Raw genomic sequence first — 20,147 nt, forward strand, 5'->3', positions numbered from 1 at the left:
GGCAACCGGCGTCGTCCTTTTTCGCCGAGAGTCACGCATGCCGCAGAACGCCGACAACCTGATCTGGATCGACCTGGAAATGACCGGCCTCGACCCCGATCGCGACCGCATCATCGAAATCGCCACCATCGTCACCGACAGTCAGCTCGAAGTGCTGGCCGAAGGGCCGGTATTCGCCGTTCATCAGCCCGAGGAGATTCTGCAGCTGATGGATGACTGGAACCGTAATCAGCACGGCAAGTCCGGTCTGACGGCGCGCGTGCGCGCCAGCCAGGTCTCGGAGCGCGAAGCCGAGCTGGCGACGCTCGCCTTCCTGGAGGAATGGCTGCCGAAGGGCAAGTCACCGATGTGCGGCAACAGCATCTGCCAGGATCGCCGCTTCCTCGCCCGCGGCATGCCGGAGCTCGAAGCGTTCTTCCATTACCGCAACCTCGACGTCAGCACCGTCAAGGAGCTGGGGCGGCGCTGGTACCCGGAGCGGATCAAGGGCTTCGGCAAGGCTGGCAGCCACCTCGCGCTCGACGACATCCGCGAGTCGATCGCCGAACTGCGCTTTTACCGCGAACGCCTGTTCATCGAGGGCTGAAGCCCGGCGCACGGAGCGTTCACGCCGGACGAAGAGTCAGGACTGATCCAGAAGGCGCTGAAGTCCCGCGCGCGGAGCGTTCAACGCCGCGCAGCAGGCTCATCTCGCGGCCAGCTGATGCCCTGCGCGCGATGAGGGCACCAGGCTGTGCGCGGCGTCTGTGCTCAGGGCTCGACCGGCAGTCCCGGCGTGTTGCCCCATTCCGACCAGGCCCCGGCATAGCCGCGCACACGCGCATAGCCGAGCGTTTTCAGCAGGACCCAGCTCAGCGCCGAGCGGTGATGGGTCTGGCAGTAGGCGACGATCTCGTGGGCCGGATCGATGCCGGCCGCGAGGAACTGGGCGCGCAGGGTGTCCAGCGGCTTGACGCAGGGCAGGCGGGCCGGGTCGAACGCGGTTACCCAGTCGAGGTTGATCGCGCCGGGAATATGGCCGCCGCGGGCGGCGCGCACGTCGACGCCGGCAAATTCGGCCGGCGAACGCGCGTCGAGCAGGGTGACGTCGGCATCGCCGAGATGCGCCGCGACCCAGTCGCGATCGGCGTGTACACCTTCGGCCCAGTTCAACTGGGGCTGGCTCGGCGTGACGGGCGGCTGCTCGCGTACCAGATCGATGCCGATGTGATCGAGCCACCAGGCCAGCCCGCCGTCGAGCATCGCCATTTCGTGGTGGCCGACGCAGGCCAGCGTCCACAACAGGCGGGCGGCCTTGCCGCTGCCGCCTTCGTCATAGGCCAGCACGGTCCGCTCCGGCTGATAGCCGACCGCGCCGAGCGCAGCGCTCAGGGCGCTGAGCGGTGGCAGGGCCCCCATCGCCGGCGGCCGGGCATGGACATAGAGCGCATACGGCAGGTTCAGCGCGCCGGGCAGGTGGCCGGCGGCATAGGCATCGGGCTCGCGTACATCGAGCAGCAGTACGCCGGGGGCCTGCAGGTGCGAGGCGAACGAGGCGGCTGGAGCGAGCAGGGGCAGGGCATTCATGGGGCGACTCCGCAGCGCGTGACAAGGGGCGGAGTATAACGGCGGCGGCGGCGTGCTCATGGCGTAAAGCGCGGGGCTTGGCTTATCTTGCCGGCTCGGAATTCGCACAGGACCGACCGCAATGTGGAAGCGTTTCCTCGACTGGCTGCTGGGTCGCAAACCGCAGGCAACCCCGCCGGCTGCGCATGTAGCATCGCCCGCGAAGCCGGCGCCGGTGCCGGCAGCGGTGCCGGATGCGGCCGTCGCCCCCCCCGATCCGGCGTCGGCACAATGGCTGTTCGATGAATTCGAGTCGCTGCTGTTCGGCGGTGGCGGTGTGCCTGCGGTCGAACAGCTCAAGCCGGTCGAGCGCCAAGTGTACGGTATCGTCGAAGCGCAGCTGCGCGCCGGACTGGCGCCCGAGGCGCTGCCCAAGCTGCCGATGACGGTCGGTCTGCTGCTGCGGGAGCTGCAGGACCCGCAGGGCAGCCAGCGTCGCATCGAAGATCTGGTGCGCCGCGATCCGGCCCTGGCCGGTGACGTGCTGCGCATCGCCAACAGTCCGGCCTATCGGGTCAGTGACACGCCGATCGCCAGCATCGAAGGCGCGCTGCGCCTGATCGGGCAGGAAACGCTGAAATCCATCGTCGTCGCCGTGCTGATGCGCCCGGTGATCCACATTCAGCCGATTTACTTCCTGATGTTCGGCTCGTTCCTCTGGGATCAGGCGATGGCCAGCGCGCTGGCGGCGCGTCAGCTGGCCCGTGACGGTCAGGAGCTCGATCCGTTCGTCGCCTATTTCACCGGGTTGTCGCACAACGTCGGCCGCATCGCGATCTTTCGCATGGTCGCCGACAACTTCAACCAGCTCGGCGCGGAAATGCCGCCGCGGCCCGATGTGTTCCGCCTGCTGATGGGCGCCTACGGCAGCCTGCTGTCGGCCAGCATCGTGCGCCACTGGGGTGTCGGCATGGATCTGCCGGTGGCGATCCACGACCAGTCGCGGGTGGCGGCCGGCGAGGCGGTCGAGCGGATGTCACCGCTCGGTGAGCTGCTGTTCCGTGCCCGCCTGCTCGCCTGCGCCGCATTGCTCAAGCGCGAGGGGCAGGTGGCGCCGGAGCGCATCGAAGCGGCGCTCGCCGGTTACGGTCTGCAGCTGTGCCAGTGCCCGGAGCTGAGCGGACTCGGCCGCGCCTGAACTGCGCGTGATGGGGGAATTCGACCTGATCCGCCGCTGCTGCACCCGCGCGCGGCCGTCGCGTGCGGACGTGCTGCTCGGCATCGGCGACGATTGCGCACTGCTGGCGCCGCCGGCCGGCCGGCAGTTGGCGGTCAGCCTCGACCTGCTGGTCAGCGGCGTGCACTTCCTGGCCGACGTCGATCCCTGGCGGCTCGGTTGGAAGGCGCTTGCCGTCAATCTTTCCGATCTCGCCGCCGCCGGCGCCGAGCCGGCCTGGGTGACGCTCGGCCTGACCCTGCCGGCCGCCGACGAGTCCTGGCTGGCCGCGTTCATGGACGGTTTCTTTGCGCTGGCCGATCGCTACGCCGTGCAGCTCGTCGGTGGCGACACCACCCGCGGGCCGCTGGCGATCGCGGTTCAGGTGCACGGCTTCGTCGAGCCCGGCCAGGCACTGATCCGCGGCGGTGCGCGGCCTGGCGACCTGCTCTGCGTCAGCGGCGTGCCCGGCGAGGCCGCCGTCGGCCTGGCACTGCGGCTCGGTCGCCTCGAACTGCCGGCCGCGCTGGCGGCGCCGTGCATCGACCGCCTCGAATGCCCCGAGCCGCGCGTCGCTCTCGGCCGCGCGCTGCGCGGACTGGCCAGCGCGGCGCTGGATGTCTCCGACGGTCTGGCGCAGGACCTCGGCCATCTGCTGGACGCCAGCGGCGTCGGTGCCACGCTCGACGTCGATGCGCTGCCGCGCTCGGCGTCGCTGCAGGCGCTGGGCGCGGCGGCGCTGGAGCTGGCGCTGGCCGGTGGCGATGACTACGAGCTGCTGTTCACGATCCCGCCGGATCGGCGCGATGAGCTGACGGCCTGCGCCGCCGCGGCCGGTGTGGCGCTGACGGTGATCGGTCGCATCGAGGCTGCAGCCGACCTGCGCCTGCGCCACGCTGACGGCCGTCCCTGTTCTCTGGCCCGGAGCGGCTATGACCATTTCGCCTGAACGTGCACCGCGGGTGTTCCGCGACCCGGTGCATTTCCTCGCCTTCGGCTTCGGCAGCGGTCTGGCGCCACACGCGCCCGGCACATTCGGCACGCTGGCGGCGGTGCCGCTGTGGTACCTGCTGGCGGGGCTGCCGCTCGGCGTTTACCTGGCGCTGACCGCGGTCGGCTTCGCGCTCGGCATCTGGCTGTGCGGGCGCGCCGCGCGCGATCTCGGCGTGCACGATCACGGCGGCATCGTCTGGGACGAGATCATCGGTTTTCTGGTGACGATGACGGCGGCACCGGCCGGCTGGGGCTGGGTGCTGGCCGGTTTTGCGGCGTTTCGCCTGTTCGACATCCGCAAGCCCTGGCCGATCGGCGTGCTCGATGCGCGCGTGCCGGGCGGCTTCGGCATCATGCTCGACGATCTGCTGGCCGGCGTGTATGCCGCGCTGCTGCTGCAGGCCGCCGCCTGGCCGCTGCGCTGAAACTGGTCAGCGGCAGGACTGCAGATATAGAATTACCTGGAATGCGTCACGCATTAATAAATAACCAGGAGGAATAAAAGGATGAAGCTCGAAACACTGGCCATTCACGCCGGTTACTCCCCAGAAGCGACGACCAAAGCCGTCGCGGTGCCGATCTATCAGACCACCAGCTACGCCTTCGACGACACCCAGCACGGCGCCGATCTGTTCGACCTCAAGGTGCCGGGCAACATCTATACGCGGATCATGAATCCGACCACCGACGTGCTGGAGCAGCGCGTCGCCGCGCTCGAAGGCGGCGTCGGTGCGCTCGGCTTGGCCTCCGGCATGGCGGCGATCACCTACGCGGTGATGACCATCGCCGAGGCCGGCGACAACATCGTCACCACCAGCGCGCTGTACGGCGGCACCTACAATCTGTTCGCCCACACGCTGCCGCGCTACGGCATCGAGGTGCGCTTCGCCGACTACCACGACCTCGACGGCATCGCCGCGCTGATCGACGGCCGCACCAAGGCGGTGTTCTGCGAATCGATCGGCAATCCGGCGGCGAACGTCGTCGATTTCGGTGCGCTGGCCGACATCGCCCACGCTCACGGCGTGCCGCTGATCGTCGACAACACCGTGCCGACGCCGTACCTGTGCCGGCCGTTCGAGCACGGTGCCGACATCGTCGTCCACGCCCTGACCAAGTACATGGGTGGCCACGGCACCACCATCGCCGGCGCGCTGGTCGATTCCGGCAAGTTCCCGTGGGCGGAGCACAAAGAGCGTTTCGCCCGCCTCAACGAGCCCGATCCGAGCTACCACGGCGTCGTCTACACCGAGGCGCTCGGTGCCGCGGCCTACATCGGCCGCGCCCGTGTGGTGCCGCTGCGCAGCATGGGCGCGGCGATTTCGCCGTTCAACAGCTTCATGGTGCTGCAGGGCATCGAGACCCTGCCGGTGCGCATGGACCGCCATTGCAGCAATGCCCTGCAGGTCGCCGAATACTTGCAGGGCCATGCCCAGGTCGAGTGGGTCAAGTATCCGGGCCTGAAGAATTCGCCGGACTACCCGCTGGTCGAGAAGTACATGGGCGGCAAGGCTTCGAGCGTGATGAGCTTCGGCATCAAGGGCGGCCGCGAGAAGGGCGCGCAGTTCATCGACGCGCTGCAGCTGATCACCCGCCTGGTCAATATCGGCGACGCCAAATCGCTGGCCTGCCATCCGGCGACCACCACGCACCGCCAGCTCGGCCCGGCGGAACTGGCGAAGGCCGGTGTCAGCGAGGATCTGGTGCGCCTGTCGATCGGCCTTGAGCACATCGACGATCTGATCGCCGACATCGAGCAGGCGCTCGCCGCTGCCCGCTGAAGGGCGCTTCCGCGGCACTGTGGTGCTCACGGGCTTCCCGTGAGCATGGTTTTCAACGATCACGACCCGAGGACTTGCTGTTGAAGGGCTTGCTACGCCGGCTGTTGTTCGGCGCCTTATCTACCGCGACGGCGCGGCGCGCCGGCTGGCCGGCGCGCACGCTGCTGCTGCTGGTGCTGGCGGCACTGGTTTACGGCCTCGGTGAATACGAAGGCCGGCGGGAAACCCGGCGCACGCCGTCGCCGCTGGCGCAGGGCCAGCGCCTCGACTGCGATCTGCGCTCGGTGCACGACGGCGACACCGTGCGCCTGGACTGCGACGGTGCCAGCTACAGCGTGCGCGTCTGGGGGATCGATGCGCCCGAGCTCAAGCAAAAGCCGTGGGGCGAGGCGGCGCGCGATGCACTGCGGGCTGCGCTGCCCTCGCGGGTGCGCCTCGAAGTGATCGACACCGACCGTTACAAGCGCACCGTCGGCCGCTTGTGGCGTGGCAATGACGACGTCGGTCTGGAGCTGGTGCGCCGCGGTCAGGTGGCTGTCTACGAGCAGTACAACGACAGCGCCGAATACCGCCGCGTCGAAGCGCAGGCACGCCGCCAGCGCCTCGGCATCTGGTCGGTCGAGGGCGCGCAGCAGACGCCCTGGGCCTGGCGCCGCGTCAACAAAGCGCAGTGAACCGTCATCCCCGCGCGCTTGCCGCTGTCGCGCGGGGCATGGGACAGTCCGCGCATGAGTGTTTGTGCTGAACCGCCCACCGCCGAGGTCGACGCCGACCGGCTGCGCCTCAGTGGCGCCTGGACGCTTGCCGGCTTCGCTGCCGGCCTGCCCGAGCCGCCGGCCGATCTGCCCGTATTGTTCGATGCCTCCGCACTGAGTGCGCTCGACAGCGCCGGCGCGCTGCTGCTGCTCGAATTCGAGGCCGCGGCGCCGTCACCGGTGCGCTGGCAGGGTTTGTCGCCGCGCACCGCCGATCTGCTCGAACTGGTGCGCCAGCGGCGCACGCCGGCCGTGGGCGAGGGCGCGGCCGCTGCCGGCTGCCTCGCACAGCTGGGGCGTGCTGCGCATTACCACTGGTGCGAGCTGCGCGACGTGCTGGCTTTCTTCGGTGAGCTGACGGTGGTTTACGCCAGGCTGTGGCTGCGGCCGCAGCGTTTTCGCTGGCGGCCGTTCGCCAGCAATCTGCAGAGCGCCGGCCTCGATGCGCTGCCGATCGTCGGCCTGCTGTCGTTCCTGCTCGGTTTCGTCATCGCCTATCAGGGCGGTGCGCAGCTCGGTCGCTACGGCGCCGGCATCTTCATCGTCGAACTGGTCGGTCTGACCATGCTGCGCGAGATGGCGGTGATGATGACGGCGATCATCGTCGCCGGGCGCACCGGCTCGGCGTGGACCGCGCAGCTCGGCACCATGCAGGTGACGCAGGAGGTCGACGCGCTGCGCACGCTCGGCATCGACCCCTACGAAATGCTGGTGATTCCCAAGCTGGCGGCGCTGATGGTCGCGCTGCCGCTGCTGACGGTGTTCGCCGATGTCATGGGCGTGCTCGGCGGCATGGTGATGGCGCAGCTGCAGCTCGGCGTCAGCTTCAGTGAATTCCTGCAGCGTTTCCCGCAGGCGGTGTCGCTGCGCTCCTTCCTGATCGGTGTCGGCAAGGCGCCGGTGTTCGCGCTGCTGATCGCGCTGGTCGGCTGCTACCAGGGCCTGCGCGTGCGCGGCGGCGCGGAAGCGGTCGGCCGCCAGACTACGGTGTCGGTGGTGCAGGCAATCTTTATGGTGATCGTCGTCGATGCGGCGTTCTCGGTGCTGTTCTCGTGGCTGAAGATCTGACGCCGCCGGTCGCGCTCAGCGGCATCACCACGCGCTTCGGCACGCAGTGCGTGCACGAGGATCTGGCGCTGGAGATCCGCCGCGGCGAGATCGTCGGGCTGGTCGGCGGCAGCGGCAGCGGCAAGAGCACGCTGCTGCGCATCGTCGCGCTGCTCGACTGCCCGCAGGCCGGCAGCGTGCGGCTGTTCGGCGTCGATGCCGGCACCGCTTCCGCCGCCGAGCTCAACGCGCTGCGCCGGCGCTTCAGCATGATGTTCCAGCAGGGGGCGCTGTTTTCCTCGCTCAGCGTGCGCGAGAACGTCGCCCTGCCGCTGCAGGAGCACACGGCGCTGCCGGCGCGGCTGATCGATGAGCTGGCACGGCTGAAGATCGCGCTCGCCGGCCTGCCGGCCGATGCCGCCGACAAACTGCCGGACCAGCTCTCCGGCGGCATGATCAAGCGGGCGGCGGTGGCGCGGGCGCTGGCGCTCGATCCCGAGCTGCTGCTGCTCGACGAGCCGACCGCCGGCCTCGATCCGCTCGGTGCCGCCGCCTTCGACGAGCTGGTGCTCGAACTGCGCGCCGCTCTCGGGCTGACGGTGCTGATCGTCACCCACGATCTCGATACGCTGTGGCGCGTCACCGACCGCGTCGCTTTTCTCGGCGAGCGGCGGGTGCTGGCCTGCGCGCCGGTCGCCGAACTTGCGCGCGCCGCACATCCGCAGATACACGCCTATTTCGCCGGTCCGCGCGCGCGCGCCGCGGCAACGGCGGCAGGAGGCTGAGGCATGGACACCAAGGTCAATTACGCGCTGGTCGGTGCCTTCGTCCTGGCGCTCGGTGCCGCGCTGCTGGCCACCCTGCTGTGGCTCAGCGTCGGCACCCAGGAAAAGGTCTACGACACCTACCGCCTGTACTTTCGTGATTCGGTGGCCGGGCTCAACCCGAAAGCCGCGGTGCGCCTGCGCGGTGTCACCGTCGGCGAGGTCGGTTCGATCGAGCTCGACCGCACCCAGCCCGACCGCGTCATCGTCGACCTGAAGATCGAGCACGGCACGCCGATCCTCGCCAGCACGCGGGCGGTGCTGGCCACCCAGGGCCTGACCGGCATCGCCGCGGTCGAGCTGGCGGTCGACGATCCGCACAGTCCGCCGCTCGAACGCCAGGGCAAGGAGCCGTATCCGGTGATCCCGACCGGGCCGTCGCTGGTGCAGCGCCTCGACAACGCCGTCACCCAGGTGCTCGGCGATTTCGCGCGCTTGTCGGCACGGCTCGAACAGCTGCTCGGTGACGACAACCAGCAGGCGGTGCACGCGCTGCTGAGCAATCTGAGCGCGACCGCGGCGGCGCTGGCGCGCCAGGCCGACGGTCTCGACGGCACCATGCAGGACACGCGCAAGGCGGCGCAGTCGATCCGCGAGCTGGCGCAGCGCCTGCAGACCACTGCCGGCAGCGTCGAACGCACCGCGCAGGCCTTCACCACCACGGCGCAGACCACCACGCGCGCCGTCGCCGACAGCCAGCGCGAGCTGCGCCAGCTCACCGGCAGCGCCGGACCGGAGCTGACCAGTCTGCTCGCCGAGACGCGGCGGCTGGTGGAAGTGCTCGACCGCGTCGGCAGTGAACTCGAACGCGATCCGCGCATGCTGCTGTTCGGCCGCCAGCGCGGGCCGGCCGGGCCCGGCGAATGAGGAGAACGACGATGCGACGTACCCTGCTGGCCGCGGCCGCCCTCGTGCTCGGCGCCTGCAGCGCCATCGACCTGCGCACGCCGGAACCGGCGATCACCCGCTACCTGCTCGATGCCGCGGTGCACGTGCCGGTCAGCGACGCCGTCGGCAGCGGCGTGCTGCTGGTGGAAATGCCGACCGCCCGCCCCGGCTTCGATACACCGCGCATCGCCTACAGCCGCAAACCGCTCGCCATCGACTACTACACGCGCAGCGAATGGGCCGATACGCCGGCGCGCCAGCTGCAGCCTCTGCTGGTGCGCGCGCTGGAGGCGAGCGCGGCCTGGCGCGCGGTGACCGCGGCGCCGTCGCCGGTGCTGGCCGACCAGCGCCTCGGCGTCGACATCCTCGAACTGGTGCAGGACTTCACGGTGACGCCGAGCGTGGTGCGCCTGCGCCTGCGCCTGACGCTGAGCGAAGTCGCCAGCCGGCGTGCACTGGTGACGCGCACGCTGGCGACGGTCGAGCCGGCCGACAGCGAAGATGCCTACGGCAGCATCGAAGCGAGCAAGCGGGCGCTGAGCCGCCTGCTCAGCGGGCTGGTGGCCGACGTCATGAGCGATGCGCCGACGGCTGGCGCGCGGCGCTGAGCGGCCTCAGTCCTGGTGCCAGAAGGCTGGCGTGTGGCGAAAGCACTGCCAGACCTGATCGAGTTCGGCGTGCGCGGCGCAGGCGTCGGCACGGCCGGCGGCCAGCAGGTGTGCGGCGGCGTGGGCGTCCGTCAGGTCGGCGCACAACCGCTCCAGCGTCACCAGATCGTTGAGCCGGCCGAGCGTGTCCTGCAGCGCGGCGAGGGCGTGGATGAACGGCTTGACGCGTTCCGCCGGATACAGCGAGCCGAGGAATTCCGCGGCGTAGCGCAGCTCCTTGGCGGCGATGCGGGCGGCGTGGCGTTCGGCGTCCGGCAGCTGCGCCAGATGGCGGCCGCGCTTGCGCAGGCGGTGCAGGCGGCGTTCGAGCAGGCGCGGTGCGAGTTTGCCGATCGCCTTGTGCAGCGGCGCGCGGGCATCGCGGCCGAGGCCGTCGAGCCAGCTTTCGATGTCGGCCAGCAGCGTGGCGAAGGCCGCCGCCTCGATCGCACTGACCGCCGCCACGCGCGCCTGCTGGCGACCGACGGCGAAATGCGCGTGCAGGCCGTCGTCCTCGTCGAGCAGCCGCGGCAGCGTCTCGGCACAGAGCACGTCGCGGTCGCGGCTTTCACCGAGCGTGCGCGCCAGCCGGCGCAGCGCCGGCAGGAACGGGGGCCGGCGCAGCGCCGGCTCGGCCACACCGAACAGCGCCAGCGCCGAGCGCAGGCGGCGCGCGGCGACGCGCAGCTGGTGGATGTATTCCTCGTCGTAGGCCTGGACCAGCAGCTCGGCGTTGTCGCGCAGCTGCTCCAGCGCACTGCGCACGATCAGACCGAATGCCTGCAGCGCGTCGGCCTGGGCCTGCAGGTGCAGGCTGCGCGCCTTGATGGCCTTCGGCAGTGCCGTGATTTCATTCATGCTCGCTCCCGTCGAAGCCGCGCCGTGCGCCTCGGGCCGCGCCGGCGCGCTGCAAATGACCGTGCATCGTACGTCCGCCGTCATGACAAACGTGCGATCGCCGTGCTGCAGCCGTCGCTCAGGCCGTGCCGCTCTTGAGCGCGCGGATCGCCCGCTCCAGGCCGTCGAGCGTCAGCGGGTACATGCGCCCGCCGGCGATGTCACGCACCAGGCGCAGCGACATGGTGTGTTCCCACCAGTCCTCGGGCTGCGGATTGATCCAGGCCGCCTTCGGCCAGGTGTCGAACAGGCGTTGCAGCCACTTGGCGCCGGCTTCCTCGTTCATGTGCTCGACGCTGCCCCAGTGCTGGGTGATCTCGTAGGGGCTCATCGTCGCGTCGCCGACGATGATCAGCCGGTAGTCGCGGCCGTAGGTGCGCATCACCTCGCTGGTGGGGATGCGTTCTTCGCGGCGGCGGCGGTTGTCGCGCCAGACGTGTTCGTAGACGCAGTTGTGAAAGTAGAAATGCTCCAGATGCTTGAATTCGGCGCGGCAGGCGGAGAACAGCTCCTCGGTGACGCGCACGTGATCGTCCATCGAGCCGCCGACGTCGAGAAACAGCAGCACCTTGGTGGCGTTGTGCCGCTCCGGGCGCTGGCGCACGTCGAGCATGCCGCCCTGGCGGGCGGTGGCCTCGATGGTGCCGTCGAGGTCGAATTCCTCGCTGGCGCCGCTGCGCGCGAAGCGGCGCAGCTTGCGCAGCGCCAGCTTGAGGTTGCGCGTGCCGAGCTCGACGCTGTCGTCGAAGTTGCGGAATTCGCGCCGCTCCCAGACCTTCACCGCGCGGCGGTTCTTCGACTGGCCGCCGATGCGCACGCCCTCGGGGTGATCGCCGGAGTGGCCGAACGGCGAGGTGCCGCCGCTGCCGATCCACTTGCTGCCGCCATGGTGCGCTTCATCCTGCTCGCGCAGGCGCTCGACCAGCGTCTGCATCAGCTTGTCCCAGCCGAGCGTCTGCAGCCGCGCGCGTTCCTCGGGCGACAGCGTCAGCTCGGCGAGCTGCTGCAGCCACTCGCGCGGGATGACGAAGGTCTCGCCGCTGGCCGCCGCCGGGAAGCTCGCCTCGACGTGCTGGATGAACTCGGCGAAGGCGCGGTCGAAGCGGTCGTAATGGCGTTCGTCCTTGACCAGCGCCAGGCGCGCGAACTGGTAGAACTCCTCGACGCGCGGCCCGACCAGGCCGGCGCGCAGCCCTTCGAGCAGGGTGAGGAATTCACCGATGCCGAGTGGCAGCCCGGCGGCGCGCAGGCGAAACAGCAGATCGGTGAGCATCGCCGTCAGCGTCCGGCGCGGCGGTGCAGGAAGATCAGCTTTTCGAACAGGTGCACGTCCTGCTCGTTTTTCAGCAGCGCGCCGTGCAGCGGCGGGATCACCCGGCGCTCGTCGCTGGCCTGCAGCGCTTCGGGCGGAATGTCCTCGGCCAGCAGCAGCTTGAGCCAGTCGAGCAGCTCCGAGGTCGACGGCCGTTTCTTCAGCCCCGGCATCTCGCGCAGATCGAAGAACACGCCGAGCGCGGCGGCGAGCAGTTCCTTTTTCAGCGTCGGGTAGTGCACGTGGACGATGGCTTCCATCGTCGCCGCGTCGGGGAAGCGGATGTAATGGAAGAAGCAGCGGCGCAGGAAGGCGTCCGGCAGCTCCTTTTCGTTGTTCGAGGTGATGATGATGATCGGCCGTTCGTGCGCCCGCACCGTCTGCCCGGTCTCGTAGACGTGGAACTCCATGCGGTCGAGTTCGAGCAGCAGGTCATTGGGGAATTCGATGTCGGCTTTGTCGATCTCGTCGATCAGCAGCACCGGGCGCTGCGCCGACTCGAAGGCCTCCCACAGCTTGCCGCGCACGATGTAGTGGCCGATGTCGTGCACGCGCGGGTCGCCGAGCTGCGAATCGCGCAGGCGGGCGACGGCGTCGTACTCGTAGAGGCCCTGACGGGCCTTGGTGGTCGATTTGATGTGCCACTGGATCAGCGGCGCATCGAGCGCGGCGGCGACTTCCTCGGCGAGCCGTGTCTTGCCGGTGCCGGGTTCGCCCTTGACCAGCAGCGGCCGGCCGAGCGTGATCGCGGCGTTGACGGCAAGGCTGAGATCCTCGGTGGCGACGTACTGCGCGGAGCCCTCGAAGCGGCGGTCGGACATGGCGTGAAATCTCCCTGGACGGACGGCGGCAGCGACTGCCGGCATGCCGCGAGCCTACCGCAATCGCAGGCTTTGCGTGCTGCGTTGCGGCACGCCGGCGTGCCCGGCGGCGGTGCCTCGGGCAGACTGGCGGGCCTGCGGTGCGCCAGCGCGCCGCAGCTTCACCAGGTGCTTTTCAGCGAGGAGGCGAGCGCGTGCGCATCGAGCAGCAGGGACCGTGGCTCAGTGCCACTTTCGAGCAGCCGCAGCGCTGCCTGAGCTGGGCGGTACACCGGCCGGGCTTCGTCGTCGCCGAGCGCGTGCTCTGGCGCCAGGTGCGCAACGAGGATCTGCATCCGCAGCTCGACGCCGTCGCCTGGCTGGCCGCCGAACTGCAGGCGCGTGGCGATGCGGCGGCAATCGGTCTGCTCACCTCGCGCACCGTCGCCTGCTTCGAGACCGCGCGGGCGCGGGTCGCCGGGGTCGAATGCGAGGTGCTGCTGACGCTGGGTCTGTCCAATGCGGTGCGCGCCGCCGCGCCGCGCGCACCGGCCGCCTGGCAGGCCGGCACCATCAATCTGCTGGCGCAGCTGTCGCAGCCGCTGAGCGATACGGCGCTGATCGAGGCGGTGTCGATCGCCAGCGAGGCGCGTACCGCGGCCTTGCTCGATGAGCCCTGGGAGGGTGTCGACGGCGACGGCCCGATCACCGGCACCGGTACCGACTGCGTGGTCATCGCCGCGGCGCCCGGCGAAGGCGAGCGCTACGCCGGCCTGCATACCGCCGTCGGTCAGGCGCTGGCGCAGGCGGTGTATGCGGCGACGCGGCGGGCGGCGCGGCGCTGGCTGGATGAATTCGCCGCGGCTTTTGCCGCCCGCGGCTGAGCGCTCACAGCATGCGCAGCAGCGCTTCGCGCACGCACTTGAGCACGCCGTAGTCCCAGCGCCCGCCGAGGGCGGCGTGGATCGGCTCCAGCGTGCCCCATTGGCTGTCGTCACAGGCCATGAACGCGGCTTCGATGTCGGCGCGGGCGTCGGCGTCGAGGTCGACGACTTCTTCGAGCTCGGCCTCGCCACGGCGGATCAGGCCGGCGAGGTGGCCGAGGATCTGCGCCGGCGGCTGGCCGAGGCGGCCGGCGATCTCGTCGACAGCGGCGCCGCGCAGGAACAGCCGCTGCGCCTGCTCGGCCGGGCTGACGCTCGCTGCCGGCGCCTCGACGCCGGCGTGTTCGAGCAGCACGGCGAGAAAGTCCTCGCCGTAGCGTTCGAGCTTTTTGTGGCCGACGCCGGAGACCGTGCCCAGCTCGGCCAGCGAGCGCGGCGCGCGCTCGATCATTTCCACCAGCGTGGCGTCGTGGAAGATCACGTAGGGTGGCACGCCCTGCTCGCGGGCCAGTGCGGTGCGCCTGGCGCGCAGCGCCTCCCACAGCGCCCGGTCGGTGACGGCGAGCTGCGGACCGTCGCGGCGGGCGCCGTCGCGGGCCGGGCGGGCATCGCGGCTGCGGCCTTTGGGGGTCGGATCGCGGCGCAGCAGCAGTCGTGTTTCGCCGCGCAGCACCGGGCGGGCGGCCTCGGTCAGGCGCAGTGCGCCATAGCCTTCGAGATCGACGGCGAGCATGCCGGCGGCGATCAGCTGCCGGTACACCGAGCGCCAGCCGGCGACGTCGAGTTCGCTGCCGATACCGAAGGTGCTGACGTGCTGGTGGCCGTGCTCGTGCACCTTGTCGCTGGCTTTGCCGAGCAGCACGTCGATCAGGTGGCCGACGCCGAAGCGGTTGCCGGTGCGGTAAACGCAGGACAGCGCCTTCTGCGCCGCCACCGTGCCGTCCCAGGTGGCGACCGGCTGCAGGCAGGTGTCGCAGTTGCCGCAGGGCTCGGGGTAGGTCTCGCCGAAGTAGGCGAGCAGTGCCTGGCGGCGGCAGCGCGTGGTTTCGCAGAAGGCGAGCATCGCTTCGAGCTTGTGCGCCTCGACGCGCTTGTGCTGCTCGCTGGCGCCGGATTCGGCGAGCATGCGCCGCAGCTGGATGGCGTCGTTGAGGCCGTAGGCCAGCCAGGCGCTCGCCGGCAGACCGTCGCGTCCGGCGCGGCCGGTCTCCTGGTAATAGCCTTCGAGCGATTTCGGCAGGTCGAGGTGGGCGACGAAACGCACGTTGGGTTTGTCGATGCCCATGCCGAAGGCCACCGTCGCCACCATCACCAGCCCTTCTTCGCGCAGGAAGCGGTCCTGATGCTGGCGGCGCGTGGCGTTGTCGAGGCCGGCGTGGTAGGGCAGGGCGTTGATGCCCTGCGTCAGCAGCCAGGCGGCGGTGTCGTCGACGCTGCGCCGCGACAGGCAGTAGACGATGCCGGCATCGCCGGGGTGTTCGCGGCGCAGGAATTCGAGCAGCTGCTGACGGGCGTTGTGCTTTGGCGTCAGGTGGTAGCGGATGTTCGGCCGGTCGAAGCTCGACAGGAACACCTGCGCCTGCGTCAGGCCGAGCCGCTCGCGGATCTCGCTGCGGGTGAGTTCGTCGGCGGTGGCGGTCAGCGCGATGCGCGGCACGGCGGGGAAGCGCTCGTGCAGCACGGACAGCTGGATGTATTCCGGGCGGAAATCGTGCCCCCACTGCGACACGCAGTGCGCCTCGTCGATGGCGAACAGGGCGATGTCGGCGCGTGTCAGCAGACCCATGAAGCGCTCGCTGACCAGACGCTCGGGGGCGACGTAGAGCAGATCGAGCTCGCCGGCGAGCAGGGCCATCTCGACGCTGCGCGCGGCCTCGGCATCGAGGCTCGAATTGAGGTAGGCGGCGCGCACGCCGAGCTGGGTCAGCGCATCGACCTGATCGTGCATCAGCGCGATCAGCGGCGAGACGACGATGCCGGTACCGGGGCGCAGCAGTGCCGGGATCTGGTAGCACAGCGATTTGCCGCCGCCGGTCGGCATCAGCACCAGCGCATCCGCGCCGCCGGCGACATGGGCAACGATCTGCGCCTGCTGCGCGCGAAAGGCGTCGTAACCGAAGACGGAGCGGAGGATTTTCAGCGCGGGATCGGACATGGCCGCGCAGGATACCGGGGCATCCTGCGCGGGTCACGCCGGCTTACAGCAGTTGGCGCACGCCCTCGGTGTGGTACTCGGCGTAGCGGATCGCCGCGGCCAGCAGGCGGTCGGCCGGCAGCGGCCCGAGTGCGTTGCAGACGCCGACGTAGCTCAGGTGCACCAGCGCCCGCAGCAGTTTCGGCGGGTAGTCGTGCACCGGCGCCGGTCCGGACTGTTCGAGCCAGGCGATCAGGGCATCGCGCTGCGGGCGTTCGAGGGAACTGGCCAGCACGCGGTCGGCGAGATCGTGACGCGTCATTCCGGCGGCGTCCGCGTCGCTCTGGGCAAAGCGCGCGAACAGTTCTTCGAGCAGCTCGACGAAGGCGCGGGTCAGCGGCGGCAGCTCGGCGGCCGGTACCACGACGGGTGGCGGCGGGGCCGGTCGCGCCGTGGTCTGCGGCAGGAACAGGTGCTGCACCAGCAGGCGGTGCACATCGCGCAGTGGCTGGCTCAGGGCGTAGTCGCGCACCAGGCGATCGGCATAGGCGCGCAGCGTACCGGGCCGGGCCGAGTACTCCTCTTCCCACAGGCGCAGCGCCAGGGGAACCTGCTCGGCCGGCAGCAGCCGGCGCAAGCCTTCGATCAGGGCGGAATCCCGCGTGACGGGGATGGAGGCGGAAGCATCGAAAGCCATCGTCAGCGGATCTCCTCATGCAGCGCTTCGGCTTCGAACTCCGGGTAGGCGCTTTCGTAGTGCTCGCTGTAATCCAGGCCGCGTTGTTCGGCGATGCCGCCGGCACGCAGGCCGATCAGCGTGTCGATCGCCTTGAACATGATCCAGGCGACCGGGAAGGTCCACAGAAAAGCGGCACCGATACCGATCGCCTGCACCAGCACGCGCTGCAGATCGAAGTCCTGACCGGCGACGAACAGGCCGGCCGCCAGCGTGCCCCAGGCCCCGCACAGGCCGTGCACCGACACCGCGCCGACGACGTCGTCGAGGCGCAGGCGCAGCAGCAGGGCTTCGCCGGCGAGCATCAGGGTGCCGGCGACCAGTCCGGTCAGGGCGGCATGGCCCGGTTCCATCGTGGCGCAGCCGGCAGTGATCGAGACCAGACCGGCCAGCGAACCATTGACCGTTGCCGACAGCAGTATCGGGCGACCGAGCAGCGCCTGTGTCAGCAGCACGCCGACGGCGCCGGCAGCGGCGCCGAAATGGGTGTTGAGCACGATGCGGCCGACCGACACGTCGGCCATTGCCGTCGAACCACCGTTGAAGCCGAACCAGCCGAGCCAGAGGATGAAGCCGCCGAGCGCGACCGAGGTCATGTTGTGGCCGGGGATCGGCCGTACTTCACCATGCTGACCGAAGCGGCCGAGGCGCGGGCCAAGCACCATGATGCCGGCCAGCGCGCACCAGCCGCCGACCGAATGCACCACCGTCGAGCCGGCAAAATCGGTGAAACCGAGCTGCTTGAGCCAGCCGCTGCCACCGTACAGGCTGCCCCAGGCCCAGCTGCCGAACACCGGGTAGATCAGCGCCGTGGTCAGGGTCGAGGCCAGGATGTAAGCCCAGTAGTGCGTGCGTTCGGCCATCGCGCCGCTGACGATGGTCGCCGCGGTGGCGGCGAACATGCACTGGAAGAACAGCAGGCTGTAATCCATGTGCGCCGCGCCCCACAGCAGGAAGTGGTCGGTGCCGATCCAGCCGCTCGGGTTGGCACCGAACATCAGCCCGTAGCCGAGCACCCAGAACGCCAGTGCACCAAAACAGCAGTCGGTGTAGTTCTTCATCAGCACGTTGACGGCATTTTTGGTGCGTGCCATGCCGCTTTCGACCAGCGCGAAACCCGCCTGCATGAAGAACACCAGCGCGCCGGTCAGTACCAGCCAGGCGGTGTCGATGGCGGCGCGCAGTTCTGGGTCGGCGGCGAAGGCTCCGGGCGACAGGCCGCAGAGCAGCAGGGCGAGGACGAAACGCGGGGGGCGGCGTGACGACATGGCAGAGTTTCCCTGTCAGATGGTGTCCAGATGGATTGAAAGAACGGAGCAGCCGGGCGAATGCCGGTGCTGTGAGACAACGCATACTGTATTGCTTTTTGCTGTGGTGCAGCATCCGTCTGTTTCGGTGTCTGCCTTTGAGAAGCACTGCGGATGCCAGCACGGGCGTGGTTCAGCTTTTGCGCGGGCTGTGGCAGGGTGGCCGCCTGCGCCGCGGCCCGGAAGCCAGCCATGCCCGAAGAATGGTTCGATGTCGTTGACGAGCACGATCGTCCGATCGGTCGTGCCACGCGCGCCGAAGTGCACCGCCTCGGCCTGCGTCACCGCTCGGTGCACATGCTGGTGTTCAATGCCCGCGGCGAGCTGTTCCTGCAGCGCCGTTCCGAGCACAAGGACAATTTCCCGGGGTTGTGGGACAGCTCGGCGGCCGGTCACGTCGAGGCGGGCGAGACCTACGAAGAAACAGTGCCGCGCGAGCTGCACGAGGAGCTCGGCCTTGTGCTGCGCACGCCGCCGCAGTTCCTGTTCGCCTTTCCGGCGAGCCCGCTGACCGGCATGGAATTCGTCCGCGTCTACCGCATCGAGGCCGAGGGGCCGTTCGTGCTCGATCCGGTCGAGGTCGCCGAGGGGCGCTGGTTCACGCCGCAGGCCGTCGATGCCTGGCTCAGCGAACACCCGCAGCAGACCACGGCGACGCTGCACGAGATCTGGGGTCGCTGGTGTGCCATGGCGGCCGCCGGACGCAATGTGCACAGCGAACCGTGAGCGGCGTGTCCGGCTTAAATTCGGACATCAATATCGGCTAGTCTCCGGCTTCGGCAGTACATCGGTTCGACATTCCGATAAACACGACAGTCGAACATCTTGCGGACAGACCAGGGAGTCCCCCGCCAATGAAATATGCACTGCTGACAGCGCTGCTGAGCCTGCCGGCCGTGGCGTTTGCGCAGACGCCGCCGAAGAGCTTTGCACCATCTCTGACCGCACCGCCGGGCGATGCGGCACTGCGCGAGCAGGAGCGGGCAGGCACGCTCAAGCCGGCCGAACCATCGCTCACCCCATCGAACCAGCGTGAAGCCCGCTGCCAGCAGGCGCGTGACCGGCTGGAGAAGGCCGACGCCGAACTGGCCGATGCCGACGGTGCACAGGTCGGCCGCCAGCGGGCGATGAAAAAGAATCGCGATCAGGCCAGGGCGGCGGTGGAACAGTACTGCCGTTGACGGCACCGCCCTGTCAGGGCAGTGCGAGGCTGGCTGGTGAGTAGCGGATTTGCGGGGGACTTGGACATGCGGGCAGGGGTATTCGGATGTGTGCTCGGGGCGTGTGTCACCGCGCTCTGTGCCGGACAGGCAGATGCGCAGGACGCTGCGGCGCGACCGCCGACCGAGGTCAGCGTCATCACGGTCACGCCGCGCAATACGCCGGCGCAGTTCGAAACTTCCGGTAAGACCGAGAGCTCGCGGCTGGTTGAGATTCGCGCCCGCGTTGAAGGCTATCTGGAAAGGATCGACTATCAGGAAGGTGCGCTGGTCAAGACCGGCGATCTGCTGTTCCAGCTCGATGCATTGCCCTATGAGGCGGCAGCCGACAGCGCCAAGGCGCAGCTTGCCCAGGCCCAGGCGCGGCTGATCAATGCCAGCGCGACACTCAAGCGCGTGCGTCCCCTGGCCAAGGAAAAAGCCGTCAGCCAGAAGGATCTCGACGATGCGGTCTCCGCCGAGCTGGAGGCGCGTGCCGCGGTCGATGTCGCCAAGGCGCAGCTGCGCAGTGCCGAGCTCAACCTCGGCTACACCACGATCCGCTCGCCACTGACCGGCCGTGCCGGCAAGTCCGAGCAGCGTGAGGGTTCGCTGGTGTCGCCGGGCGCCAACGGCCTGCTGACGACGCTGGTGCAGACCGATCCGATGTGGGTCAGTTTCGGCGTCGGCGAGCAGGATGTGCTGCGCTTTCGCCGCGGCCTGGCGTCCGGCGCGGTGCAGTCACCGAGCCAGGGCCGGATCGAGGTCGAGCTGACGCTGGCCGATGGCCGCGTCTATCCGCACAAGGCGGTGATCAACTACGTCGATCCGAACGTCGACGAGAAGACCGGCACGGTGAATCTGCGCGCCGAAGTGGCCAACCCCGACAACGCGCTCAGTCCGGGCCAGTTCGTGCGGGTGCGCGCCTCCAACATCGAGCTGGTCAACGCGGTCATGGTGCCGCAGCGCGCGGTGCTGCAGGGTGCGCAGGGCAAGGTGGTCTATGTCGTCGAGGACGGCAAGGCGCAGCCGCGGCCGATCGAGGCCGGCCAGTTCTACGGCGACCAGTGGATCATCAACAAAGGCCTGAAGGCCGGCGATACGGTGGTCGTCGATGGCGGGATCAAGCTGGCGCCGGGGGCGCCAGTGAAGATCGTCAGTACACTCAAGTAAGCGGGGTCG

The 20,147-nt window shown here is 69.3% G+C and carries 21 protein-coding genes; 14 read left to right on the forward strand and 7 right to left on the reverse strand.

Features of this window, described 5'->3' with window-relative positions:
• The first annotated feature begins 37 nt into the window (after positions 1–37).
• Entirely contained in the window at positions 38–586 is a 549-nt protein-coding gene (orn, locus tag C7443_RS16280; RefSeq protein ID WP_110019677.1) for an oligoribonuclease, read from the forward strand.
• Positions 587–750: 164 nt separating this feature from the next.
• Here the strand turns inward: orn and C7443_RS16285 are convergent, their stop codons facing one another.
• Positions 751–1,566: a sulfurtransferase gene (locus C7443_RS16285; RefSeq protein WP_110019678.1), complete on the reverse strand. Its 816-nt coding sequence runs from the start codon at positions 1,564–1,566 to the stop codon at positions 751–753.
• 121 nt (positions 1,567–1,687) lie between these two features.
• On the opposite strand from C7443_RS16285, the gene C7443_RS16290 reads away from it, so the two are divergent.
• From C7443_RS16290 to C7443_RS16330, 9 genes are all read left to right on the forward strand, one after another.
• The gene (locus tag C7443_RS16290; RefSeq protein ID WP_110019679.1) at positions 1,688–2,743 is read left to right on the forward strand and encodes an HDOD domain-containing protein; all 1,056 of its coding nucleotides are present in this window, start codon (positions 1,688–1,690) and stop codon (positions 2,741–2,743) included.
• A gap of 10 nt (positions 2,744–2,753) precedes the next feature.
• Complete coding sequence (gene thiL / locus C7443_RS16295) at positions 2,754–3,710, forward strand: thiamine-phosphate kinase (protein WP_110019680.1); 957 nt, start codon at positions 2,754–2,756, stop codon at positions 3,708–3,710.
• Complete coding sequence (locus tag C7443_RS16300; protein ID WP_110019681.1) at positions 3,694–4,179, forward strand: phosphatidylglycerophosphatase A family protein; 486 nt, start codon at positions 3,694–3,696, stop codon at positions 4,177–4,179. The genes thiL and C7443_RS16300 overlap by 17 nt, the downstream gene beginning before the upstream one ends.
• 81 nt (positions 4,180–4,260) lie before the next feature.
• Positions 4,261–5,535: a bifunctional O-acetylhomoserine aminocarboxypropyltransferase/cysteine synthase gene (locus C7443_RS16305; RefSeq protein WP_110019682.1), complete on the forward strand. Its 1,275-nt coding sequence runs from the start codon at positions 4,261–4,263 to the stop codon at positions 5,533–5,535.
• Between the two features lie 80 nt (positions 5,536–5,615).
• Positions 5,616–6,209 (forward strand): thermonuclease family protein, encoded by a 594-nt coding sequence (locus C7443_RS16310; RefSeq protein WP_170123650.1) that lies wholly within the window; start codon positions 5,616–5,618, stop codon positions 6,207–6,209.
• 54 nt (positions 6,210–6,263) lie between these two features.
• The gene (locus tag C7443_RS16315) at positions 6,264–7,358 is read left to right on the forward strand and encodes an ABC transporter permease (RefSeq protein ID WP_110019684.1); all 1,095 of its coding nucleotides are present in this window, start codon (positions 6,264–6,266) and stop codon (positions 7,356–7,358) included.
• Positions 7,343–8,122 (forward strand): ABC transporter ATP-binding protein, encoded by a 780-nt coding sequence (locus tag C7443_RS16320; RefSeq protein ID WP_110019685.1) that lies wholly within the window; start codon positions 7,343–7,345, stop codon positions 8,120–8,122. Before C7443_RS16315 ends, C7443_RS16320 begins: the two co-directional genes overlap by 16 nt.
• A gap of 3 nt (positions 8,123–8,125) precedes the next feature.
• A complete protein-coding gene (locus tag C7443_RS16325; protein ID WP_110019686.1) occupies positions 8,126–9,028 on the forward strand; it encodes an MlaD family protein in 903 nt (300 codons plus the stop codon).
• 11 nt (positions 9,029–9,039) lie between these two features.
• Positions 9,040–9,657, forward strand: a complete 618-nt coding sequence (locus C7443_RS16330) for an ABC-type transport auxiliary lipoprotein family protein (protein WP_170123651.1) — start codon at positions 9,040–9,042, stop codon at positions 9,655–9,657.
• Positions 9,658–9,663: 6 nt separating this feature from the next.
• On the opposite strand, the gene C7443_RS16335 is transcribed toward C7443_RS16330, so the two are convergent.
• The 3 genes from C7443_RS16335 to C7443_RS16345 form a co-directional block, all read right to left on the reverse strand.
• Entirely contained in the window at positions 9,664–10,554 is an 891-nt protein-coding gene (locus C7443_RS16335) for a CHAD domain-containing protein (protein WP_170123652.1), read from the reverse strand.
• Positions 10,555–10,672: 118 nt separating this feature from the next.
• Positions 10,673–11,866 carry a vWA domain-containing protein gene (locus C7443_RS16340; RefSeq protein ID WP_110019689.1) on the reverse strand — a complete coding sequence of 398 codons (1,194 nt, stop codon included), beginning with the start codon at positions 11,864–11,866 and terminating at the stop codon, positions 10,673–10,675.
• 5 nt (positions 11,867–11,871) lie between these two features.
• Positions 11,872–12,726, reverse strand: a complete 855-nt coding sequence (locus C7443_RS16345; RefSeq protein WP_110019690.1) for an AAA family ATPase — start codon at positions 12,724–12,726, stop codon at positions 11,872–11,874.
• A gap of 194 nt (positions 12,727–12,920) precedes the next feature.
• Between C7443_RS16345 and C7443_RS16350 the strand changes: the two genes are divergently transcribed.
• Complete coding sequence (locus C7443_RS16350) at positions 12,921–13,589, forward strand: adenosylcobinamide amidohydrolase (protein WP_110019691.1); 669 nt, start codon at positions 12,921–12,923, stop codon at positions 13,587–13,589.
• A gap of 4 nt (positions 13,590–13,593) precedes the next feature.
• Here the strand turns inward: C7443_RS16350 and recQ are convergent, their stop codons facing one another.
• The 3 genes from recQ to C7443_RS16365 are packed head-to-tail and all read right to left on the reverse strand — an operon-like array spanning position 13,594 to position 17,727.
• Entirely contained in the window at positions 13,594–15,744 is a 2,151-nt protein-coding gene (gene recQ, locus C7443_RS16355) for a DNA helicase RecQ (protein WP_110019692.1), read from the reverse strand.
• Between the two features lie 43 nt (positions 15,745–15,787).
• The gene (locus C7443_RS16360) at positions 15,788–16,420 is read right to left on the reverse strand and encodes a hypothetical protein (RefSeq protein ID WP_110019693.1); all 633 of its coding nucleotides are present in this window, start codon (positions 16,418–16,420) and stop codon (positions 15,788–15,790) included.
• A 2-nt stretch (positions 16,421–16,422) separates the two neighbouring features.
• A complete protein-coding gene (locus tag C7443_RS16365) occupies positions 16,423–17,727 on the reverse strand; it encodes an ammonium transporter (RefSeq protein WP_110019694.1) in 1,305 nt (434 codons plus the stop codon).
• A gap of 231 nt (positions 17,728–17,958) precedes the next feature.
• Here C7443_RS16365 and C7443_RS16370 point away from each other — a divergent pair, with 231 nt between their 5' ends.
• The 3 genes from C7443_RS16370 to C7443_RS16380 all read left to right on the forward strand — a co-directional run bounded on the left by C7443_RS16370 (position 17,959) and on the right by C7443_RS16380 (position 20,138).
• Positions 17,959–18,492, forward strand: a complete 534-nt coding sequence (locus C7443_RS16370) for an NUDIX hydrolase (protein ID WP_110019695.1) — start codon at positions 17,959–17,961, stop codon at positions 18,490–18,492.
• 128 nt (positions 18,493–18,620) lie between these two features.
• Positions 18,621–18,947: a hypothetical protein gene (locus C7443_RS16375; RefSeq protein WP_110019696.1), complete on the forward strand. Its 327-nt coding sequence runs from the start codon at positions 18,621–18,623 to the stop codon at positions 18,945–18,947.
• 90 nt (positions 18,948–19,037) lie between these two features.
• Positions 19,038–20,138, forward strand: coding sequence for an efflux RND transporter periplasmic adaptor subunit (locus C7443_RS16380; RefSeq protein WP_170123653.1), 1,101 nt, complete (start codon positions 19,038–19,040; stop codon positions 20,136–20,138).
• The last annotated feature ends 9 nt before the right edge of the window (positions 20,139–20,147 follow it).

Origin of the sequence: Plasticicumulans acidivorans (genome assembly GCF_003182095.1) — a bacterium.
In the GTDB taxonomy this organism is placed as follows: domain Bacteria; phylum Pseudomonadota; class Gammaproteobacteria; order Competibacterales; family Competibacteraceae; genus Plasticicumulans; species Plasticicumulans acidivorans.

What these genes read in the sequence shown, in the direction of transcription:
- C7443_RS16375 (WP_110019696.1), top strand. Translation starts at nt 18,621, where the DNA reads ATGAAATATGCACTGCTGACAGCGCTGCTGAGCCTGCCGGCCGTGGCG.
- C7443_RS16345 (WP_110019690.1), bottom strand. Translation starts at nt 12,726, where the DNA reads ATGTCCGACCGCCGCTTCGAGGGCTCCGCGCAGTACGTCGCCACCGAG.
- C7443_RS16340 (WP_110019689.1), bottom strand. Translation starts at nt 11,866, where the DNA reads ATGCTCACCGATCTGCTGTTTCGCCTGCGCGCCGCCGGGCTGCCACTC.
- C7443_RS16360 (WP_110019693.1), bottom strand. Translation starts at nt 16,420, where the DNA reads ATGGCTTTCGATGCTTCCGCCTCCATCCCCGTCACGCGGGATTCCGCC.
- C7443_RS16300 (WP_110019681.1), top strand. Translation starts at nt 3,694, where the DNA reads ATGACCATTTCGCCTGAACGTGCACCGCGGGTGTTCCGCGACCCGGTG.
- C7443_RS16335 (WP_170123652.1), bottom strand. Translation starts at nt 10,554, where the DNA reads ATGAATGAAATCACGGCACTGCCGAAGGCCATCAAGGCGCGCAGCCTG.
- C7443_RS16305 (WP_110019682.1), top strand. Translation starts at nt 4,261, where the DNA reads ATGAAGCTCGAAACACTGGCCATTCACGCCGGTTACTCCCCAGAAGCG.
- orn (WP_110019677.1), top strand. Translation starts at nt 38, where the DNA reads ATGCCGCAGAACGCCGACAACCTGATCTGGATCGACCTGGAAATGACC.
- C7443_RS16290 (WP_110019679.1), top strand. Translation starts at nt 1,688, where the DNA reads ATGTGGAAGCGTTTCCTCGACTGGCTGCTGGGTCGCAAACCGCAGGCA.
- recQ (WP_110019692.1), bottom strand. Translation starts at nt 15,744, where the DNA reads ATGTCCGATCCCGCGCTGAAAATCCTCCGCTCCGTCTTCGGTTACGAC.
- thiL (WP_110019680.1), top strand. Translation starts at nt 2,754, where the DNA reads ATGGGGGAATTCGACCTGATCCGCCGCTGCTGCACCCGCGCGCGGCCG.
- C7443_RS16315 (WP_110019684.1), top strand. Translation starts at nt 6,264, where the DNA reads ATGAGTGTTTGTGCTGAACCGCCCACCGCCGAGGTCGACGCCGACCGG.
- C7443_RS16330 (WP_170123651.1), top strand. Translation starts at nt 9,040, where the DNA reads ATGCGACGTACCCTGCTGGCCGCGGCCGCCCTCGTGCTCGGCGCCTGC.
- C7443_RS16365 (WP_110019694.1), bottom strand. Translation starts at nt 17,727, where the DNA reads ATGTCGTCACGCCGCCCCCCGCGTTTCGTCCTCGCCCTGCTGCTCTGC.
- C7443_RS16325 (WP_110019686.1), top strand. Translation starts at nt 8,126, where the DNA reads ATGGACACCAAGGTCAATTACGCGCTGGTCGGTGCCTTCGTCCTGGCG.
- C7443_RS16370 (WP_110019695.1), top strand. Translation starts at nt 17,959, where the DNA reads ATGCCCGAAGAATGGTTCGATGTCGTTGACGAGCACGATCGTCCGATC.
- C7443_RS16285 (WP_110019678.1), bottom strand. Translation starts at nt 1,566, where the DNA reads ATGAATGCCCTGCCCCTGCTCGCTCCAGCCGCCTCGTTCGCCTCGCAC.